This is a genomic window from Streptomyces nanshensis, assembly GCF_001751255.1.
Classification (GTDB): domain Bacteria; phylum Actinomycetota; class Actinomycetes; order Streptomycetales; family Streptomycetaceae; genus Streptomyces; species Streptomyces nanshensis_A.
The window spans coordinates 2,576-17,526 of sequence record NZ_LJGW01000379.1 but is presented as its reverse complement, the minus strand read 5'-3'; the positions used below and the strand labels follow the sequence as shown (position 1 = coordinate 17,526).

General features: G+C 73.1%; 13 protein-coding genes and 3 pseudogenes. 4 read left to right on the top strand and 12 right to left on the bottom strand.

Features of this window, described 5'->3' with window-relative positions:
* Nucleotides 1–102: 102 nt before the first annotated feature.
* Nucleotides 103–918, bottom strand: a complete 816-nt coding sequence (locus AN218_RS23445) for a CbtA family protein (protein WP_079132497.1) — start codon at nt 916–918, stop codon at nt 103–105.
* Nucleotides 919–931: 13 nt separating this feature from the next.
* Entirely contained in the window at nt 932–1,162 is a 231-nt protein-coding gene (locus AN218_RS23440) for a CbtB domain-containing protein (RefSeq protein ID WP_070018884.1), read from the bottom strand.
* Nucleotides 1,163–1,452: 290 nt separating this feature from the next.
* Here AN218_RS23440 and AN218_RS23435 point away from each other — a divergent pair, with 290 nt between their 5' ends.
* Complete coding sequence (locus AN218_RS23435) at nt 1,453–2,058, top strand: histidine phosphatase family protein (RefSeq protein ID WP_070018883.1); 606 nt, start codon at nt 1,453–1,455, stop codon at nt 2,056–2,058.
* Nucleotides 2,059–2,211: 153 nt separating this feature from the next.
* Here the strand turns inward: AN218_RS23435 and AN218_RS23430 are convergent, their stop codons facing one another.
* The 9 genes and pseudogenes from AN218_RS23430 to AN218_RS39100 all read right to left on the bottom strand — a co-directional run.
* Nucleotides 2,212–2,676, bottom strand: a complete 465-nt coding sequence (locus tag AN218_RS23430) for a VOC family protein (RefSeq protein WP_070018882.1) — start codon at nt 2,674–2,676, stop codon at nt 2,212–2,214.
* A 101-nt stretch (nt 2,677–2,777) separates the two neighbouring features.
* Entirely contained in the window at nt 2,778–4,667 is a 1,890-nt protein-coding gene (gene nhaA / locus AN218_RS23425; protein ID WP_070018881.1) for a Na+/H+ antiporter NhaA, read from the bottom strand.
* A 79-nt stretch (nt 4,668–4,746) separates the two neighbouring features.
* On the bottom strand, nt 4,747–5,277 hold the full coding sequence (locus AN218_RS23420; protein WP_070018880.1) for a TerD family protein: 531 nt from the start codon (nt 5,275–5,277) through the stop codon (nt 4,747–4,749).
* 88 nt (nt 5,278–5,365) lie between these two features.
* Nucleotides 5,366–7,864 carry a M20/M25/M40 family metallo-hydrolase gene (locus AN218_RS23415; protein ID WP_070018879.1) on the bottom strand — a complete coding sequence of 833 codons (2,499 nt, stop codon included), beginning with the start codon at nt 7,862–7,864 and terminating at the stop codon, nt 5,366–5,368.
* Complete coding sequence (locus tag AN218_RS23410; protein ID WP_070018878.1) at nt 7,861–8,823, bottom strand: SDR family NAD(P)-dependent oxidoreductase; 963 nt, start codon at nt 8,821–8,823, stop codon at nt 7,861–7,863. Before AN218_RS23410 ends, AN218_RS23415 begins: the two co-directional genes overlap by 4 nt.
* Nucleotides 8,823–10,157, bottom strand: coding sequence for an MFS transporter (locus AN218_RS23405; RefSeq protein ID WP_070018877.1), 1,335 nt, complete (start codon nt 10,155–10,157; stop codon nt 8,823–8,825). The genes AN218_RS23410 and AN218_RS23405 overlap by 1 nt, the downstream gene beginning before the upstream one ends.
* Nucleotides 10,154–11,200, bottom strand: a complete 1,047-nt coding sequence (locus tag AN218_RS23400; RefSeq protein WP_079132496.1) for a polysaccharide deacetylase family protein — start codon at nt 11,198–11,200, stop codon at nt 10,154–10,156. Before AN218_RS23400 ends, AN218_RS23405 begins: the two co-directional genes overlap by 4 nt.
* Nucleotides 11,201–11,412: 212 nt before the next feature.
* Nucleotides 11,413–12,138, bottom strand: a pseudogene (locus tag AN218_RS23395) (Lrp/AsnC family transcriptional regulator); the annotation flags it as partial.
* Between the two features lie 183 nt (nt 12,139–12,321).
* Nucleotides 12,322–12,396: pseudogene (locus AN218_RS39100) on the bottom strand (AsnC family transcriptional regulator); the annotation flags it as partial.
* A gap of 300 nt (nt 12,397–12,696) precedes the next feature.
* Between AN218_RS39100 and AN218_RS23390 the strand changes: the two are divergent.
* Nucleotides 12,697–13,107 carry a DnaJ family domain-containing protein gene (locus AN218_RS23390; protein WP_070018875.1) on the top strand — a complete coding sequence of 137 codons (411 nt, stop codon included), beginning with the start codon at nt 12,697–12,699 and terminating at the stop codon, nt 13,105–13,107.
* Between the two features lie 120 nt (nt 13,108–13,227).
* On the opposite strand, the gene AN218_RS23385 is transcribed toward AN218_RS23390, so the two are convergent.
* Complete coding sequence (locus tag AN218_RS23385; RefSeq protein WP_070018874.1) at nt 13,228–13,518, bottom strand: hypothetical protein; 291 nt, start codon at nt 13,516–13,518, stop codon at nt 13,228–13,230.
* Nucleotides 13,519–13,812: 294 nt separating this feature from the next.
* On the opposite strand from AN218_RS23385, the gene AN218_RS38920 reads away from it, so the two are divergent.
* Both AN218_RS38920 and AN218_RS23375 read left to right on the top strand, forming a co-directional pair.
* Nucleotides 13,813–14,148, top strand: a complete 336-nt coding sequence (locus AN218_RS38920; RefSeq protein ID WP_070018873.1) for a GNAT family N-acetyltransferase — start codon at nt 13,813–13,815, stop codon at nt 14,146–14,148.
* Nucleotides 14,149–14,208: 60 nt separating this feature from the next.
* Nucleotides 14,209–14,951, top strand: a pseudogene (locus AN218_RS23375) (pirin family protein); the annotation flags it as partial.

Here is a 14,951-nt window from a genome sequence, read left to right as displayed (position 1 = left end):
GGGCACCCCCGGTGCGGGGTGCCCGGCAGCGGCTCGTACCGGAAAGGGACCCGCCGTTCAGCGAGCGGAGCCCGGCTCAAGTCCCCTGCGGACGGGGCCCGTTCAGTTCGCGGCGGGCGCCGCGGAGGATCCCGCCGCTCCCTGCTCCGCCTCGTTCTGCTCGGTGTCCTTCGCGTGCTCGCCGACCTCGCCGTCCTGTGCCGTACGCGGCCGCAGCGCACGCTCGGCGAGATGAGCGAACGTCAGCCCGAAGGCCGTCCACAGCACGAGCTGCACCGCGAGCGTCGAGACGCGGAAGCGCCACAGCAGCAACGCCGGGAAGTGCTCCGGGAGTTCGCTGACGGACGGCAGGAAGGCATAGGCGATGCCGACGGCGGCGGCGAAGCCGAGGACCGCCGTCACCGTCGCGTACCAGTTGCCCAGACGGGGCGCCAGACGCCTGCCCAGGATCGTCGCCGCGATGGCCAGCAGCACGCTCAGCAGCACCATCAGGAAGTACAGCGCCGTGCGCTTGTCGAGGCTCTCCGGGTCGCCCACGGACGGCGGGTTGGCCGGGTACTTCAGGAACGGCACCAGATACACGCACACGAACGCGGCGCCCGACAGCAGCATCGCCGTCGCGCGCGGCCCGAAGCGGCCCGTACGTCCCAGCGCGTAGCTGAAGACGAGCGAGGCGATGCCGCCGATGGCGACGCCGTAGACCAGGACGGCGGTCGCGAGGCCCGCCGTGGCCTGCATGCCGCGGCTGACGACCTCCTCGCCGCCCTCGTGGGAGTGCGCGTGCGCCTCCTCGAACGCGATGGCCGCGTCGACATGCGGCTCACCCAGGAACGAGGCCGTCACCAGGGCGAACAGGCCGGCCACGACACCGGCCAGCATGCCGCGCACCAGGAGGGTCCTCACTGTGGCGGAGTTCATCGTGCGCCCCCGCTCAGTGGCAGGGGAAGCCGAGGAGGTGGCGTCCGTCGTGGACCCACTCGTGGACGTCCGTGCCGGAGAAGAGGGACGTCGCCCCCTGCTCGGCGCCGACGAAGTACAGCAGGACGAGCATCAGCAGACCGAAGAAGAACGCCCACGGAAGGATCGTCTTGAGCGGAAGCGCGGGAACGGCTGCGCCGGAGGCGGGAGCGGCGGAGCTGGGCGGAGCTATGGACTGTGCCATGGCAGGACCTCCTGTCGGGAACTCGCGTCCCTGTCGGTGGAGCTCGTGACGGCTCGCGGGTCTGGCTCGCCCCTGCCCGTACGCTGCACACGGCAGCGGACCGTAGGGGGCATACAGTGGCGCGACCGCGCCGGAATCCCACCGGCTTCCGCCCTGCCGTCGTCGATCGATACGACCGGAAGGTACCCCGGTTCCACCACTCCGGCCAAGGCCGCACAACCCGGGCATCGTGGAAGCGCCCGCCCGACTCCCGTATGTGAAGCGCCAGTTGAGGCGCCAGGAGAGTGCCGATGACCACGCGAGTGACGTTGATCTCGCCCGCCCGCAGCGAGGCGTCCGAGAGCTTCCGCTTCGACGACGGGAGCGAGTTGAGCGCCGCCGGGGTACGGGAGGCACGCGCGGCGCGGGCGGCGGCCGGAGCGCTGCTGGAGGGCGCGGCCCGGGTGGCCGTCGCACCGTCGGCGCGCTGTGTGCGGACCGCCGGTGAACTGGGCCTGCGCGACGCCGCCGCGTTCGCCGACGCACGGCTGGCCGGCTGCGGCATGGGCCGCTGGCGCGGCAGGACGCTGACGGAGGTGAGCGAGGCCGAACCGGAGGGCGTCGCACGGTGGTTGGCGGATCCGTCCACCGCGCCGCACGGCGGTGAGACGCTCGTACGGCTCTGCGCGCGGACGGCGGAGTGGCTCACGGAGGCGGCCTCGGTCTACGGGCGGGTCGTGGCCGTCGCGGAGCCCGACGTCGTACGGGCCGCGGTGGTGCATGCGCTGGGCGCTCCCGAGACGGGACTGTGGCGGGTGGACGTCGCACCGCTGACGGCCGTACGGCTCAGCGGGCGCGCGGGCCGCTGGAACCTCCGGGCGGGCCTCGCCCTCGACGGGGCCGGGGAGCGGACCTGAAGACGGGGCCGGGGAGCGGACATGAAGCGGACATGAGACGGCCGGGACGCTGACGGCCCGTCACCGGAGAGGTGGCGGGCGGCGGTCAGCGGGTCCCGGCCGTCGGTGGGGTCCAGCAGTTACCGGAGTCCAGCAGTTACCGGAGTACGGGCGTCAGGCGGGCGCCGCGCCGCTTCCCGCGGGCGGGTCCGCGAAGACGCCCTCCAGCATGCCCGTCGCCTGGCCCACCTCGATGAGATAGCCGTCGGGATCCCGTACGTAGCACCGCACTTCGGCCTTGCGGTCGATCGGCGGGGTGAGGAACTCCGCGCCCTTGGCGCTCCAGTCGCGGTAGCAGGACTGGATGTCGGCCACGCGGATGTTGAGAAAGCTCGTGGCGGTGTCGGGTGCCTCCGGCGGACGCAGTTCGATGCCCGGCTTGTCCGGGGTGGGGCCGCCGCCGGGGTTCATGATGATCCAGCCGTTGGCGAGGGCGACGATGCACGGGTTCTCCTCCAGGACGACCCTGCCGCCGAGGACGTCGGAGTAGAAGGCGCGTGAGCGTGCCACGTCGCGGACGGTGAGGAAGTGGGTCAGCAGCATGCCCGTCTCGGGTGCGGGCAGGTCTTCGCGTTTCATGTCCCGGTCGTCTCCCTGCTCGTGGTTCCGTCGTGCTTCATCGGGTGTTCTCGCAGGGTATGGGCGGATTCGCGGCGTGCCGCGGCGGAACACGCGCCGCGCTACCCGCCGAGGTCGGCCCGCACCCGGGCCGCGCGCACCGCCGCGTGCAGGGCCGCGCTGTCGTACGCGCCGTGGTGGCGGCGGCCGTTGACGAAGAACGTCGGGGTGCCGGAGACGCCGCTCTCGTCGGCGGACTCGACGTCCGCGGCGATCCGCTCCGCACCGGTACGGGCCCGCAGATCCTCGCGGAAGCGCTCGGTGTCCAGACCCAGCACCTTGGCCTGACGGACCAGCATGGGCACGCTCGTCTCCTCCTGGTGGGCCAGCAGCCAGTCGTGCATCTCCCAGAACGCGCCCTGCCCGGCGGCCGCTTCGGCCGCCTCGGCCCGCAGTTGTGCGTTGGGATGCACGTCCGTCAGCGGCAGATGCCGCCACACATGGCGTACGTCGTCGCGCCCGCCGAGCAGCGCACGGATCACCGGCTCCGCGTCGGCGCAGTACGGGCACTCGTGGTCGCCGTACTCGACGAGCGTGACGGTGGCGTCCGCCGGGCCGCGCACATGGTCGCGTCCGTCGTCGACGTCGACGGTCAGATCCGTCAGGGGCGCGGAGGTGCCCAGCAGGGCGCGGGCCTTCCGCTCGTGCGGCAGCAGCGCCGTCGCCCGCGAGAGCGCCCAGGTCGTCAGCGACGCGCACAGCGCCGCGCAGAGCACGCCGATCTTCGCCTCCTCCAACAGGGCGCCGTGGAAGGCGAGTCCGGCGATGAGGAGGGAGACGGTGAAGCCGATGCCGGCGATCGTGCCGCCGCCGGCGACCGCGGCCCAGCCGACCGGTGGACGCAGCCTGCCGCCGCTCAGCCGCGTCACGAGCCAGGAGACGCCGACGATGCCGACGGGCTTGCCCACGACGAAACCGATGAGGATGCCGAGCGTCACCGGCGAGCTGAAGGCGCGCGCCAGCAGCTCCCCGCTGAGCACCACGCCGGTGTTGGCGAGCGCGAAGAGCGGAACGATCACATAGCTCGTCCACGGGTGGAAGAGGTCCATGAGGCGGTCGTTGGGGGAGATGGCCGCGGCCAGCCCGACGCGTGCGGTGCGCGCCAGCTCCCCGGTCGGCTGCTCGCGGAAGAGGCGGAAGAGACCGCTGGCGCGCTCCAGATCGCCGCGCGCCGCCGGGTACGCGTACGTCAGCAGCCCCAGCACCAGACCCGTGACGAGGGGATCCACACCGGACTTGAGCAGCGCGATCCACAGGGCGACGCCGAACAGCGCGTACACGAAGCCGGAGGCGACCCCCGCGTACCGCACCAGCAGCACCATGGCGAGCAGCCCGCACGCCGTCAACAGCGGTGCGAGCGCGATGCGTTCGCTGTAGACGAGGGCGATCACGGCGAGCGCGACGACGTCGTCGACGACGGTGAAGGTGAGCATGAACGCCCGCAGCCGCCGCGGGAAGCGCGGGCCCACCAGCGCGAGCATGCCGAGCGCGAAGGCGGTGTCGGTCGACATCGCCGTACCCCAGCCGCGCACGGAGGGCTCCCCGGCGTTCAGCGCGAGATAGACGCCGACGGGCACGAGCATGCCGCCGACTCCCGCGAGGGCCGGGAGGGCCACCCGGCGCCGCTCCCGCAGATCGCCCATGTCGAACTCGCGCCGCGCCTCCAGGCCGACGACGAAGAAGAAGAACGTCATGAGCCCGCTGTTGACCCAGTCGTGCAGGTCCAGCGAGATGCGGCCGTCCCCGGCGCCGACGTACAGCCGCGTCGACCACAGCCGCTCGTACGAACCGGGGTCGACGTTCGCCCAGATCAGTGCGGCGAGCGTCGCGGCCAGCAGCACCGCCGCGCTGCCCGTCTCCGTACGGAGGAAGCGGCGCAGCGGTGCCGGGAGGCTCGTCCAGGAGGTCCGGCCGGTCGTCGCACTGCCGGAAGACCCCTGGGAATCGCTCATTCCGCAAGTCTGGCCCACGGGGCGGGCCTTGGCACAGCACCGGCCGGGCTGTGCGTCGGACCGCCGCCGGGCGGGCCGGTCAGGACTGCCTGCGGCCCATCTCCTGCGCGAAGAACTCCGGCTCGGTGTCGAAACCGGTGACCCCCTCGCGCAGCTCCCACGCCCCGGCCTCCGTACGGACGAACTCCGCAACGGTCGCCGCGGTCGCGCCCGCCACGCCCGCGAAGTCGTCCTCGGCCAGCTTGTCGTAGCCCTCGGCGAGCTCCACCAGCGTGCTGGCGACGTCGCCGAAGGTGATGCGCCCGCCGCCCTGCTGGATGGCCACGCCCACCACGACGCGTACGTAGTCCGGTGAGAGACGCTCCAGCTCCAGCGTCATCGCCTCGTCCGGGCCGAAGCCCTGACCGTCGCGGCTGTCACGGTTCAGCGTGATCGTGCCGTCCGGCGAGCGGCTGTCGAAGTGGACGAGATAGGCGGGATCGCCGTACGGGTCGGCGCCGGTGTACGTGGCGGCCACGAGATCCAGGTCGTGCGTGGGCGCGCCCATGGGACTCGGGTCCCATTTGAGCGTCACCTCGACCTTGTCGAGACCCTTGCTGAGACTGCTCAAAACTCATCCCCTCCCTGGTCCGGGACGCAGCGGCTCGTACCGGCCCCCGCGGCCAACTCTACTGCCGTCGCAGCAGGTTGACCGACGGTCACCGAATCGTCCCGGCCGCCCCCGGGGGCCGTCCGTCCGCGAACGCCGCCAGCACGCCCGCCGCCAGCGCGGCCCGCTCCGTCATCCCGGACGCCGAGGTGTGCTCGCTGCGCGCGTGCGCTCCCGCGCCGACCGCGCCCAGGCCGTCGAGCACGGGGACGCCCGCCGCGAGCACGAAGTTGCCGTCGCTCGCGCCGCCCACAGAGGTCTCCCGCAGATCGAGGCCGAGCGGTTCGGCGCACGCGCGGGCCAGTTCGTAGAGGCGGCCCACCTCCGGGGTGCGTTCGAAGACGGGCCGGTTCCAGTCGCCGGTGACCGCGACCTGCGTACGGGGATCGACGGGTGAGAGGGCCGAGAGCGCCGCCTCGATCCGCTTCCGCTCGGCGGTGGAGGCCACCCGTACGTCGAGGTCGGCGACGGCCTGGCCCGCGGTGACGTTGCTGCGCGTACCGCCGTGCAGGACACCGACGTTGACGGTGGTGCCCGCCGCCGGATCGCTCAGCGCGCCCAGGCGCAGCACCTGGTGCGCGGCCTCCTGGACGGCGCTGGCACCGGCCGTCGGATCGAGTCCCGCGTGCGCCTCGACGCCCCGCACGGTCAGCCGGAAGAGGCCGACGCCCTTGCGGGCCGTCTTGACCGCGCCGTCGGCCGCGGCCTCGAAGACGAGCGCGGCACGCGAACCGGACGCCTCCGCGACGATCGCGTCGCTGGAGGCGAGGCTGCCGGTCTCCTCGTCGCCGTTGAGCAGCAACGTGCAGGCGGGGCGCGGCAGTCCGAGCGCGTCGAGCGCGCGCAGCGCCCACACCGCCTGCACCAGACCGGCCTTCATGTCGAAGACGCCGGGCCCGGAGATCCGGTCGCCCTCGCGCCGGAAGGGCCACTCCTCCAGGGTCCCGGTGGGCCAGACGGTGTCGTAGTGGGCGAGCAGCAGCACGGGCCGTGGGCCGGTGCCGTCCGGGTCGCGTGCGTCGCCGTCCGCCGCGGGGTTCGAGGCCGGGTACCGGCGTACGAGCACATCGCCCGCGCCCTGCCGTTCCAGCAGCTCCTCGGTGATGCCCGTCGTACCGCCTGGCGCCCCGAGCGCCTCGTCCAGCCAGCCGCGCAGCCACGCGAGGCAGTCCTCCAGCGCGGCCGGATCGTCGCTGGAGCTTCCCCGCGCGGTGTACTCGGCGAGGTCGCCGGCCATCTCCTCGCGGTGGCGCTCCAGCCACGCGCGTACGGAACGGGCCTCCTCGCCGCTGAGCCGTACGCCCGGGGGCAGGCCGCCGGGGGACGGGCAGGGCCCGGAAGAGGTCTCCGGAGAGGGGTCCAAAGTCGCGCCCGAAGACGGAGCGGACTCCTCGCGGGGCGTCGGCACGCCGTCCCGCGGGCGGTCCGCGGGCGCGCCGGGGGCGGCCAAGTCCGCGGCGAGGCGGTCCAGTTCGTCCAGGCGGGACTCCGACATCCCCGCCGGGTCCTGCTCCAGCTCCCGCAGTCCGCCGATGACCGCGCGCAGCACCGGCGTCGGGATGCCGGCCCGTTCCGCCTCCTCGAAGACGCTCGCGTAGTGCGTGGTCACCTCGACGGGACGGCGGCGCACGGCGATGTCGCGCCAGATGCCGCTGCGGTCCTTCGGCTGGGTGCGCAGCCATGCCGTGAGCCGGTCGGTGGCGGCCCGGCGTACGGCCTCGGGGGCGCCCTCCTGGAAGGCGAGCGCCTCGAAGGCGTCGAAGGGCTCCAGCCGTACGCCGAGCTCCCCGGCCACCGCGAACACCTCGCCCACGAGCGCGTACATCGCCGTGCGGTGACGGTCGACCAGGTCGGCCATCGCGTCGTCCGCGAGGGCGGTCGCGGCGAGCATGGCGCCGAAGCCGGCCTTGGCCCACAGATGGCCCTCGACGTTGTCGCTGGCGCGGGCCGGGCCCCATGCCTGGAGGTCCGCGACGAGACGCCGTACGCGTTCGGAGACCGGGGCGCCGCCCGGCTCGCCGACGACGAAGGCGCCCGGGCCGCCGTCCCGTATGACACCCGGACCGGTCACGTCCGCGAAGATGTTGACGAACGCGGCGACGGTGCGCTCCGGACCGACGTGCTCCGCGACGAGCGCCTCGTTGAAGCCGTTCTGTACGGAGACGACATAGCCGTCGGGCGCGAGCCTCCGCGCGATCCAGCGGACCGCGGGCTCGGTGGCCTGCGCCTTGACGGCGAGCAGTACGCGGGAGAGGCGCCCGGCGCCCCCGTTCCCGTTTCCGCCCGCGTTCCCGTTTCCGCCGCCGGTCCCGTTGCCGTCGTCCGCGGGGTGCAGGGCGTCGAACTCCTCGGGCGTCACGGCGGACACCCGCGCCGCCGCGAAGCGTCCGCCCCCGTGGTCCACCGTCAGCCCGTGCTCGCGGATCGCCGCGACATGCTCCGCGTCGGTGTCGACGACGGTGACGGGGTGGCCCGCGCGGGCGAGGGCATGGGCCAGGGTGCCGCCGATGGCGCCGCCGCCGACGACGGTGTACGCAGCGCCGCTCATACGGTGCTTCCTTCCGCTTCGTTCTCTGCGCTCTCTGCGCTCTCTGCGCTCTTCTCGTGCTCTTCGTCCTCGTGCCGGGCGGTGGTGCGGGGCGGCCACAGACGCGGCAGATGCCCGGCGCCGGTGCCCGACCCTCCGTCGACGCGGAGGATCTCGCCGGTGATCCACGCGGCGTCCTCGCCCGCGATCCAGCACACCGCGCGGGCGACGTCCTCCGGAGTACCGGGCCGCCCGAGGGGGTTGGCGGAGACGGCCGCCGCGTACTCGGGGGCGACCGGGTTGCAGTCGCTGCCGACCGCCACGAAGCCGGGGCTGACGGCGTTGACGCGGATGCCGTGCGGTCCGAGTTCGAGGGCCGCCGCCCGCGTCGCCATCTCCAGCGCCGCCTTGGACGCGGCGTACGGTCCGCCGCCCGGACGGGCCCGCAGCGCCGCCCCGGAGGAGATGTTGACCACCGAGGCCGTACGCCCCGCGGCCACCGCACGGCGGGCGAGCGCGGCCGTCGCGAGCGCGGGGGCACGGGAGTTGAGGGCGAAGATCCGGTCCCACAACTCCACGCCGGGCGTTCCGGATCCGTCGTCCGTCACGTCGATCATGTCCAGGGAGGGGTAGACGCCCGCCGCGTTGACGAGGACGTCGATGCCGGACGCGTCGCCGCCCCCGGCGCTGTGCCCCCCGCCGCCTCCGGCGCTCTGTCCCTCGCCGCCTCCGGCGCCCTGCGCCTCGCCGCCGCCCGCCTCCCATGCGCGGGCCACCGCCGCGCCCGGAGCGCCGGGCTCCGTCAGATCCGCCCGTACCGTACGGGAGTTCAGCTCCCGCCCGGCCGACTCCAGCCCGGCGGGGTCGACGTCCACGAGCGTCAGCACGGTGTCCGGCTGGGCGGCGAAGGCCACGGCGACGGCCCGTCCGATGCCCCCGGCCGCGCCCGTCACCACCACATGCCTGCGCCCCGGCGCCATCAGTCGAGCTCCTTGCTCTTCGTCTCGGGCATCGTCAGATAGACCACGAGCGAGATCAGCGCCGCGCCCGAGACGTACAGCCACACCATTCCGCCGTGACCGGCGTCGTTGAGCCAGGTCGTGACGTAGGGCGCCGTACCGCCGAAGAGGGCGACGGCCAGCGCGTACGGGAGCGCGATGCCGGTGGCCCGCACCTCCGGCGGGAACTGCTCGGCCATGATCACGGCGCAGTTCGCCGAGTAGCCGAGGATCAGCAGCATGCCCGTGAGCTGGACGAGGAAGAGGCTGAGGAAGCTGTCGCTCAGCAGATGCAGCAGCGGCCAGGACAGTACGACGAAGCCTCCGGCGAAGGCGGCCATCGTCGGCTTGCGGCCCACCCGGTCCGAGAGCCTGCCGACGAACGGCAGCAGCGCGATGAAGATCGCCAGACAGATCGTCTGCGAGAGCAGCGCCTTGCCCATGGATATGCCGGTCGCCAGGTTCGCGTACGTGGGCAGGTAGGTGATCCACACGTAGTAGGTGAGCGTGCCGGCGACGGTGATGCCGACGACGCGCAGCGCCGCACCCGGGTGCTCGCGGAACATCGCGGTGAGCGGATTGCCCCGCGTACGCCCGCTCTTGGCGCACTCGGCGAAGGACTCGGTGTCCTCGACGGAGACGCGCAGCCACAGCCCGACCAGGCCGAGCAGTCCGCCCACGACGAACGCCGCGCGCCAGCCCCACGCGTGCAGGGCGTCGTCGCTGAGCGTGGAGGTGAGGACGGTGCCCATCAGCGAGGCGATGAGCGTGCCCGCGCCGACGGAGACCTGCTGCCACGACCCGGCGAACGCACGCCGTCCGGCCGCGGCCGACTCCACGAGGAACGCCGAGGACGAGCCGAACTCCCCGCCCGCGGAGAACCCTTGGAGCAGCCGCGCGACCAGCAGCACGGCGGGCGCGGCGATCCCGATCGTCTCGTAGCCCGGGGTCAGGGCGATGACGAAGGAGGCGCCGGCCATCAGCCCGACGGTGAGCGTGAGGCCCTTCTTGCGGCCGAAGCGGTCGGCGTACGCGCCGAGCACGGCGGCGCCCACGGGCCGTACGACGAAGCCCACGGCGAAGACCGCGAGCGTGGAGAGCAGCGCGACGGCGCCCTCGGACTTCGGGAAGAACACCTCCGAGATGACCTTCACGAAGATCGAGTACAGGGCCCAGTCGACCCACTCGACGGTGTTGCCGATGGTGCCCGCCAGGATCGCCTTGCGCTGGGCGCGGGTCAGGTGTCCCGCGGGGACGGCGGAGGAACCGGGAGAAGGGGACGAGGGCGATGAGGGCGAAGAGGTGCCGGTGCTCATGAGGGGCGCTCCGTCGAAGGGGCAGATGCGGTGGGCGGATTGGCCGTGCTGGGCGTGGTGGGCGCGCCGGCTTCGGACGGCGCGGGGTGGGCGAGTTGTTCGCGCGCGGTGGCCGCGAGCCGGTCGTGGGTGGTGAACCACACGTCGCGGTGCCCGGCGATGTGGTCCAGCAGTTCGCGCAGAACCACCAGCCGGGAGCGGTGCCCGATGACGTGCGGATGCAGGGTGAGCTGGAAGACGCCGCCGTCGCGGTAGGCCGCGTCGAACTCGTCCTTCCAGATCTCCAGCACGTCACGGGGGCGGGTATAGGGACGCAGCGCGCCGTAGCGGTCCATCGTGAAGTACGGGGCGTCGTCGCGGATCCAGTCGACGGGGATCTCGACCAGGCCGGTCGGACGGCCCTCGGCCACCACCTCGTACGGCTCGTCGTCGGCCATCAGCGACGAGTCGTAGAGGAAGCCGAGTTCGAGGACGGTCTCCAGCGTGGAGCCGGAGAAGTCCCAGGAGGGCGTGCGGATTCCGGTCGGCGTGCGCCCGGTGAGATCGGCGAGGGTCTCCAGCGCACGGCGGATCAGGGTCTTCTCGTCGTCGGCCGCGAGCAGGGTGTTGCGCTCGTGGATCCAGCCGTGGACGCCGACCTCGTGGCCCTCGTCGACGTACCGCCGTGCCTCCTCGGGGTGCAGCAGCGCGGAGACGGCCGGCATGAAGAACGTCGCGGGCACGCCGTAGCGCTCCAGCAGCTCCAGCACGCGGACCGCGCCCTTGCGTGCGCCGTACTCGCCCTGGGCGAGCAGGCCCGGACTGGTCTCGCCGTCGCGCAGCGGGATCGTCTCGTGGTCGGAGTCGAAGGACAGCGCCACCGCGGCCCGCGCACCGCCGGGCCAGCGCTCCGGCAGCAGGCCGCGTCCCGCCCGTACGGCCTCGACATGACCGCGCCAGACGGACTCGGGCCACTGCCACGAGGGGACGGCGCTGGACGGAGCCGCCGCGGACGGGGACGCGGCGGACGCGGGCGGGGCGGTCTGGGAATCGTCGGCGGACATGGTGCCTCGCAGAGGAGTCGGGGTTCGGGGAGCGGGAGATGCCGGGGGGTTCGGGGCGAGCGGGCGCACGGGGGTGGGGCGTGCGGATCCGCGGCGACGGAGAGGACGGAGAGACAGGCAGAGACAGACAGAGGAAGGAACAGGCAGAAAACGGAACAGGAAGGAACAGGCAGGAAGGGGCAAGTGACGGGCAGGGGCGGCCGGTTCGCCGGCTAGGCGTCGAACTGGTCCATGCGCGTCCAGGCGCCCTTGAGCGTGACGAGATGGAGCGTGACGTCCGAGGCGTTGAGGCCCGGCAGCGCGCCGATGACCTCGTCGGTGTAGCGGAAGAGATCGGTACGGCGCGGCAGCACCATGTGGCCGACCAGATTGAATCTGCCGGTGGCCGCCGCGAGGAACTTCGTCCCCGGATGCTTGGCGAGCTGCCGTCCGGCCGCCTCCAGACATCCGGGATCGATGGAGAGCCAGAGCATGAACTCGGCCTCGTACCCGAGCAGTGCGGGCTCCGCGAGGGTGCGGAAGTGCAGGCTGCCGCGGGCGATCATCCGGTCCAGCGCGCGGGCGACGCTGGATTCGCTGCGGTCGAGGTTCCGGGCGATGGTGGTGACCGGAAGTCTTCCGTCCGTCGCGAGTTCGCCGACGACGGCACGTTCGAGTGCGGTGAGCGGCTGCGGCGGCTTGTCCCAGTCGCCCCGCTCGCACGAGCGCTGCTGCGCGGGACGCAGATCGGCCACGGCCTCCTCGGGCAGCAGACCCGTGTCCCACAGCGCCGCCGAGGAGAAGGTGCGGATCACCGCGACATGCTCCGTGCCCGCGATGAGGTGGGCGCCGGGCAGATCGGTGTAGAGCAGCCGCAGCAGCTCCTCGTTGTCGCGGGCGACGAAGTCGACGATCAGGTCGGCAGTACCCGTGACCAGCGCCAGAAAGCGGACGTCCGGGCACACGGCCAGCAGCTCCGCGAGCTCCAGCCCCTTGCCGGGACGTGCCTGTACCCGTACGAGCATCGAGCAGCCGCTGCCCGTGCGGTCCAGCTCGACCGCGCCGACGACATGCAGCAGCCGGCGCTCGCGCAGGGCGTTGAAGCGGCGCTGCGCGGTGGATTCGCTCGTCCCCGCCCAGCGCGCGATCCCGGCCCAGGGAGCGCGACCGTTGAGCTGGAGCGCCGCGATGATGCGGCGATCCAGCGCATCGATCATGTCGGCGCTCGCTCGTGGGGTCATGGGCCGGACGGTAGGCGGGCCGCTCGAAGAGCGTCAATGCCGGAATCCTTCATCCCGGCCCGCCCCGGCATGGAGATCGGCCGTTGATCGCGCCGCGGAGACCGGGAACCGGCAGTGCCGCCGTCCCTGTGACGTCGGTTACGGCGTGCGGGATTCCGGCGGAAGAAGTTCCGGAAATTCCGGAGGGGCCGGGAGACCGGGCGGCCTCCGCGGGGGTACCGCCGACCGCCCGGCGCCGCCTGTCGTCTCCGCTCGCGGCGCGGGACAATCGACCCCATGACCGAACGCAAGCCGCCGGGCCTCGACTTCGAGTCCTGGGTCGACAGACAGATCCGCGAGGCGGAGGAGCGCGGCGCCTTCGCGGACCTCCCGGGCGCGGGCAAGCCCCTGCGCGACGCGAACGCCCCGTACGACGAGAACTGGTGGCTGAAGCGGAAGATGCGGGACGAGGGTCTGTCCCATCTGCCGCCCACCCTCGCGCTGCGCAAGGAGGCCGAGGAGGCGCTGAAGGCCGCCGCCGCGGCGCGCTCCGAGCGGGAGGTACGGCAGATCGTGGAGGGGATCAACGACAAGATCCGCGAGGCCCTGCGCCGCCCGCCGTCCGGCCCGCCGCTGAACCTCACGCCGTACGACGTGGAACACGTCGTCGCGGACTGGCGCACACGGCAGGAGAACGGGACGGACTGACGTCCGTCTCCGCGCCGCCGCGATCCGCGCCGGATCCGGTGCGCCCCTCCCGCCACGGTCCGAAGTCCCCGCACACGACGGGGACTTCGGCCGTACCGGACGGGAAGCTGCGGACGCGCCCTACGGCAGCAGCGAGCGCACCAGTCCGCACGTCGTGCTGGACGGCGGGTGTACGCCGATGCGGGCCGCCGTGCGGCGGATCGTGTGGTCGCGGGCCTGGCCGGGTGTGTAGACGCCGGAGTCGAGCAGGGCGATGGCTATGCGCATCGCCTTGAGCCGGCGGTTGTGCGCGACATACCACTCCCGCGGACGTCCGGCCGGGAGCCGCTTCTTGGGCGGCCGGGCGTCGGACGGCGCGGGGAGGGCGAACGGCAGAGGGGGCGTCAGGGTGCTGGCTGCGGCTGCGGTCATCGGCGACCTCCGTGAACGTCGTGGCGTGTGTGACGTGTTGGCGTGCGGATGTGTGAACCGCCCTGTACGAGCGTCGCTTTCTGGTTCCCAGAATACCGCCGGGCACTGACAACGGACCCCTCAACGTCCCTGGTCGGAACGGAAGTTGGGAGAGGTGTTCGATTTTCTCAGGAGGTGCGTCACGGGGTGTCCGACGCGGGGCCCGGCGGGGGAGTGGGGCGCCGGAGCCGGGGTACTTCTCCCCTCCGGACCGTCCGCCCCCGAGAGGTCCGGTCCCCACCGAGAGGAAGCACCATGAGCGACGAGCGCCCCGAGGACATCCGCGTCACCGACCAGCCCGACCGCAGCCGCTTCGTGGTGACGGTGGACGGTGAGACCGCCGGCTTCGCCGCGTACGAGCGCCGCTCCGGGCGCGTGATCCTCACCCACACCGAGGTCGACTCCGCCTACCAGGGGCGGGGAGTCGCGGGCCGCCTCGCCCGCGGAGCGCTGGACGCGGTGCGCGCGGCGGGGGACCGGGTGACGCCCTCGTGCCCGTACATCGCCGAGTACATCCGCCGGCACCAGCAGTACCTCGACCTCGTCGACGACGCCCACCGCGCCGAGGTCACCGCACCCTCCGCCTCCTGACGGCCCTCCGCCTCCTGACGACCCGGCGGCGTACGGACCGTACGGGGCTACCGTGGCGGGGTGAGCAACGTGGAGACACGGCCGGTCGAGCGGACGGTCTGCGACGGTCCGCCGCCCGTACCCGGAGAGCCGGACACCGAACTGCTCGAACCGCGCGAGGTCCCGCTCGGCGGGCCCCGCGGGATGCTCGTACGCCGCAGCCTCCCGCACCGCGACCGGCGCATGGTCGGGGCGTGGTGCTTCGCCGACTCCTACGGTCCGGAGCACATCGCGGGCGAGGCCGGCATGCAGGTGCCGCCGCATCCGCACACCGGCTTGCAGACCGTGAGCTGGCTGCTGGAGGGCGAGGTGCTGCACCAGGACAGCCTGGGCAGCAGACGGACGGTACGGCCCGGCGAGCTGAATCTGATGACGGCGGGTGCGGGCATCGCGCACTCCGAGCAGTCGCCGCCCGGCCACCCCGACGTGCTGCACGGCGTGCAGCTCTGGGTCGCCCTGCCCGAGCGGGACCGCGACGGCCCGGCGCACTTCGAGCACCACGCCGGGCTGCCCGCCGTGCGCGAGGCGGCCGGCACCGTCACCGTCCTCATGGGGGAGCTGGCCGGTGCCGTCTCTCCGGCGCGTGCCTGTACGCCGCTCGTCGGCGCCGAGGTGGCGCTGAACGGGACGGGGCCGCTGCGGCTGCCGCTGGAGCCCGGCTTCGAGCACGCCGTGCTGGCGCTCTCCGGCGCCCCGGCCGCCGACGGCCACCCCGTCGCCCCGGGTGCCATGCTCCATCTGGGCCGCGGGCGGCGGGAGTTGAC

What these genes read in the sequence shown, in the direction of transcription:
- AN218_RS23440 (WP_070018884.1), bottom strand. Translation starts at nt 1,162, where the DNA reads ATGGCACAGTCCATAGCTCCGCCCAGCTCCGCCGCTCCCGCCTCCGGC.
- AN218_RS23385 (WP_070018874.1), bottom strand. Translation starts at nt 13,518, where the DNA reads ATGACCGCAGCCGCAGCCAGCACCCTGACGCCCCCTCTGCCGTTCGCC.
- AN218_RS23405 (WP_070018877.1), bottom strand. Translation starts at nt 10,157, where the DNA reads ATGAGCACCGGCACCTCTTCGCCCTCATCGCCCTCGTCCCCTTCTCCC.
- nhaA (WP_070018881.1), bottom strand. Translation starts at nt 4,667, where the DNA reads ATGAGCGATTCCCAGGGGTCTTCCGGCAGTGCGACGACCGGCCGGACC.
- AN218_RS38920 (WP_070018873.1), top strand. Translation starts at nt 13,813, where the DNA reads ATGAGCGACGAGCGCCCCGAGGACATCCGCGTCACCGACCAGCCCGAC.
- AN218_RS23410 (WP_070018878.1), bottom strand. Translation starts at nt 8,823, where the DNA reads ATGGCGCCGGGGCGCAGGCATGTGGTGGTGACGGGCGCGGCCGGGGGC.
- AN218_RS23390 (WP_070018875.1), top strand. Translation starts at nt 12,697, where the DNA reads ATGACCGAACGCAAGCCGCCGGGCCTCGACTTCGAGTCCTGGGTCGAC.
- AN218_RS23445 (WP_079132497.1), bottom strand. Translation starts at nt 918, where the DNA reads ATGAACTCCGCCACAGTGAGGACCCTCCTGGTGCGCGGCATGCTGGCC.
- AN218_RS23415 (WP_070018879.1), bottom strand. Translation starts at nt 7,864, where the DNA reads ATGAGCGGCGCTGCGTACACCGTCGTCGGCGGCGGCGCCATCGGCGGC.
- AN218_RS23430 (WP_070018882.1), bottom strand. Translation starts at nt 2,676, where the DNA reads ATGAAACGCGAAGACCTGCCCGCACCCGAGACGGGCATGCTGCTGACC.
- AN218_RS23400 (WP_079132496.1), bottom strand. Translation starts at nt 11,200, where the DNA reads ATGTCCGCCGACGATTCCCAGACCGCCCCGCCCGCGTCCGCCGCGTCC.
- AN218_RS23435 (WP_070018883.1), top strand. Translation starts at nt 1,453, where the DNA reads ATGACCACGCGAGTGACGTTGATCTCGCCCGCCCGCAGCGAGGCGTCC.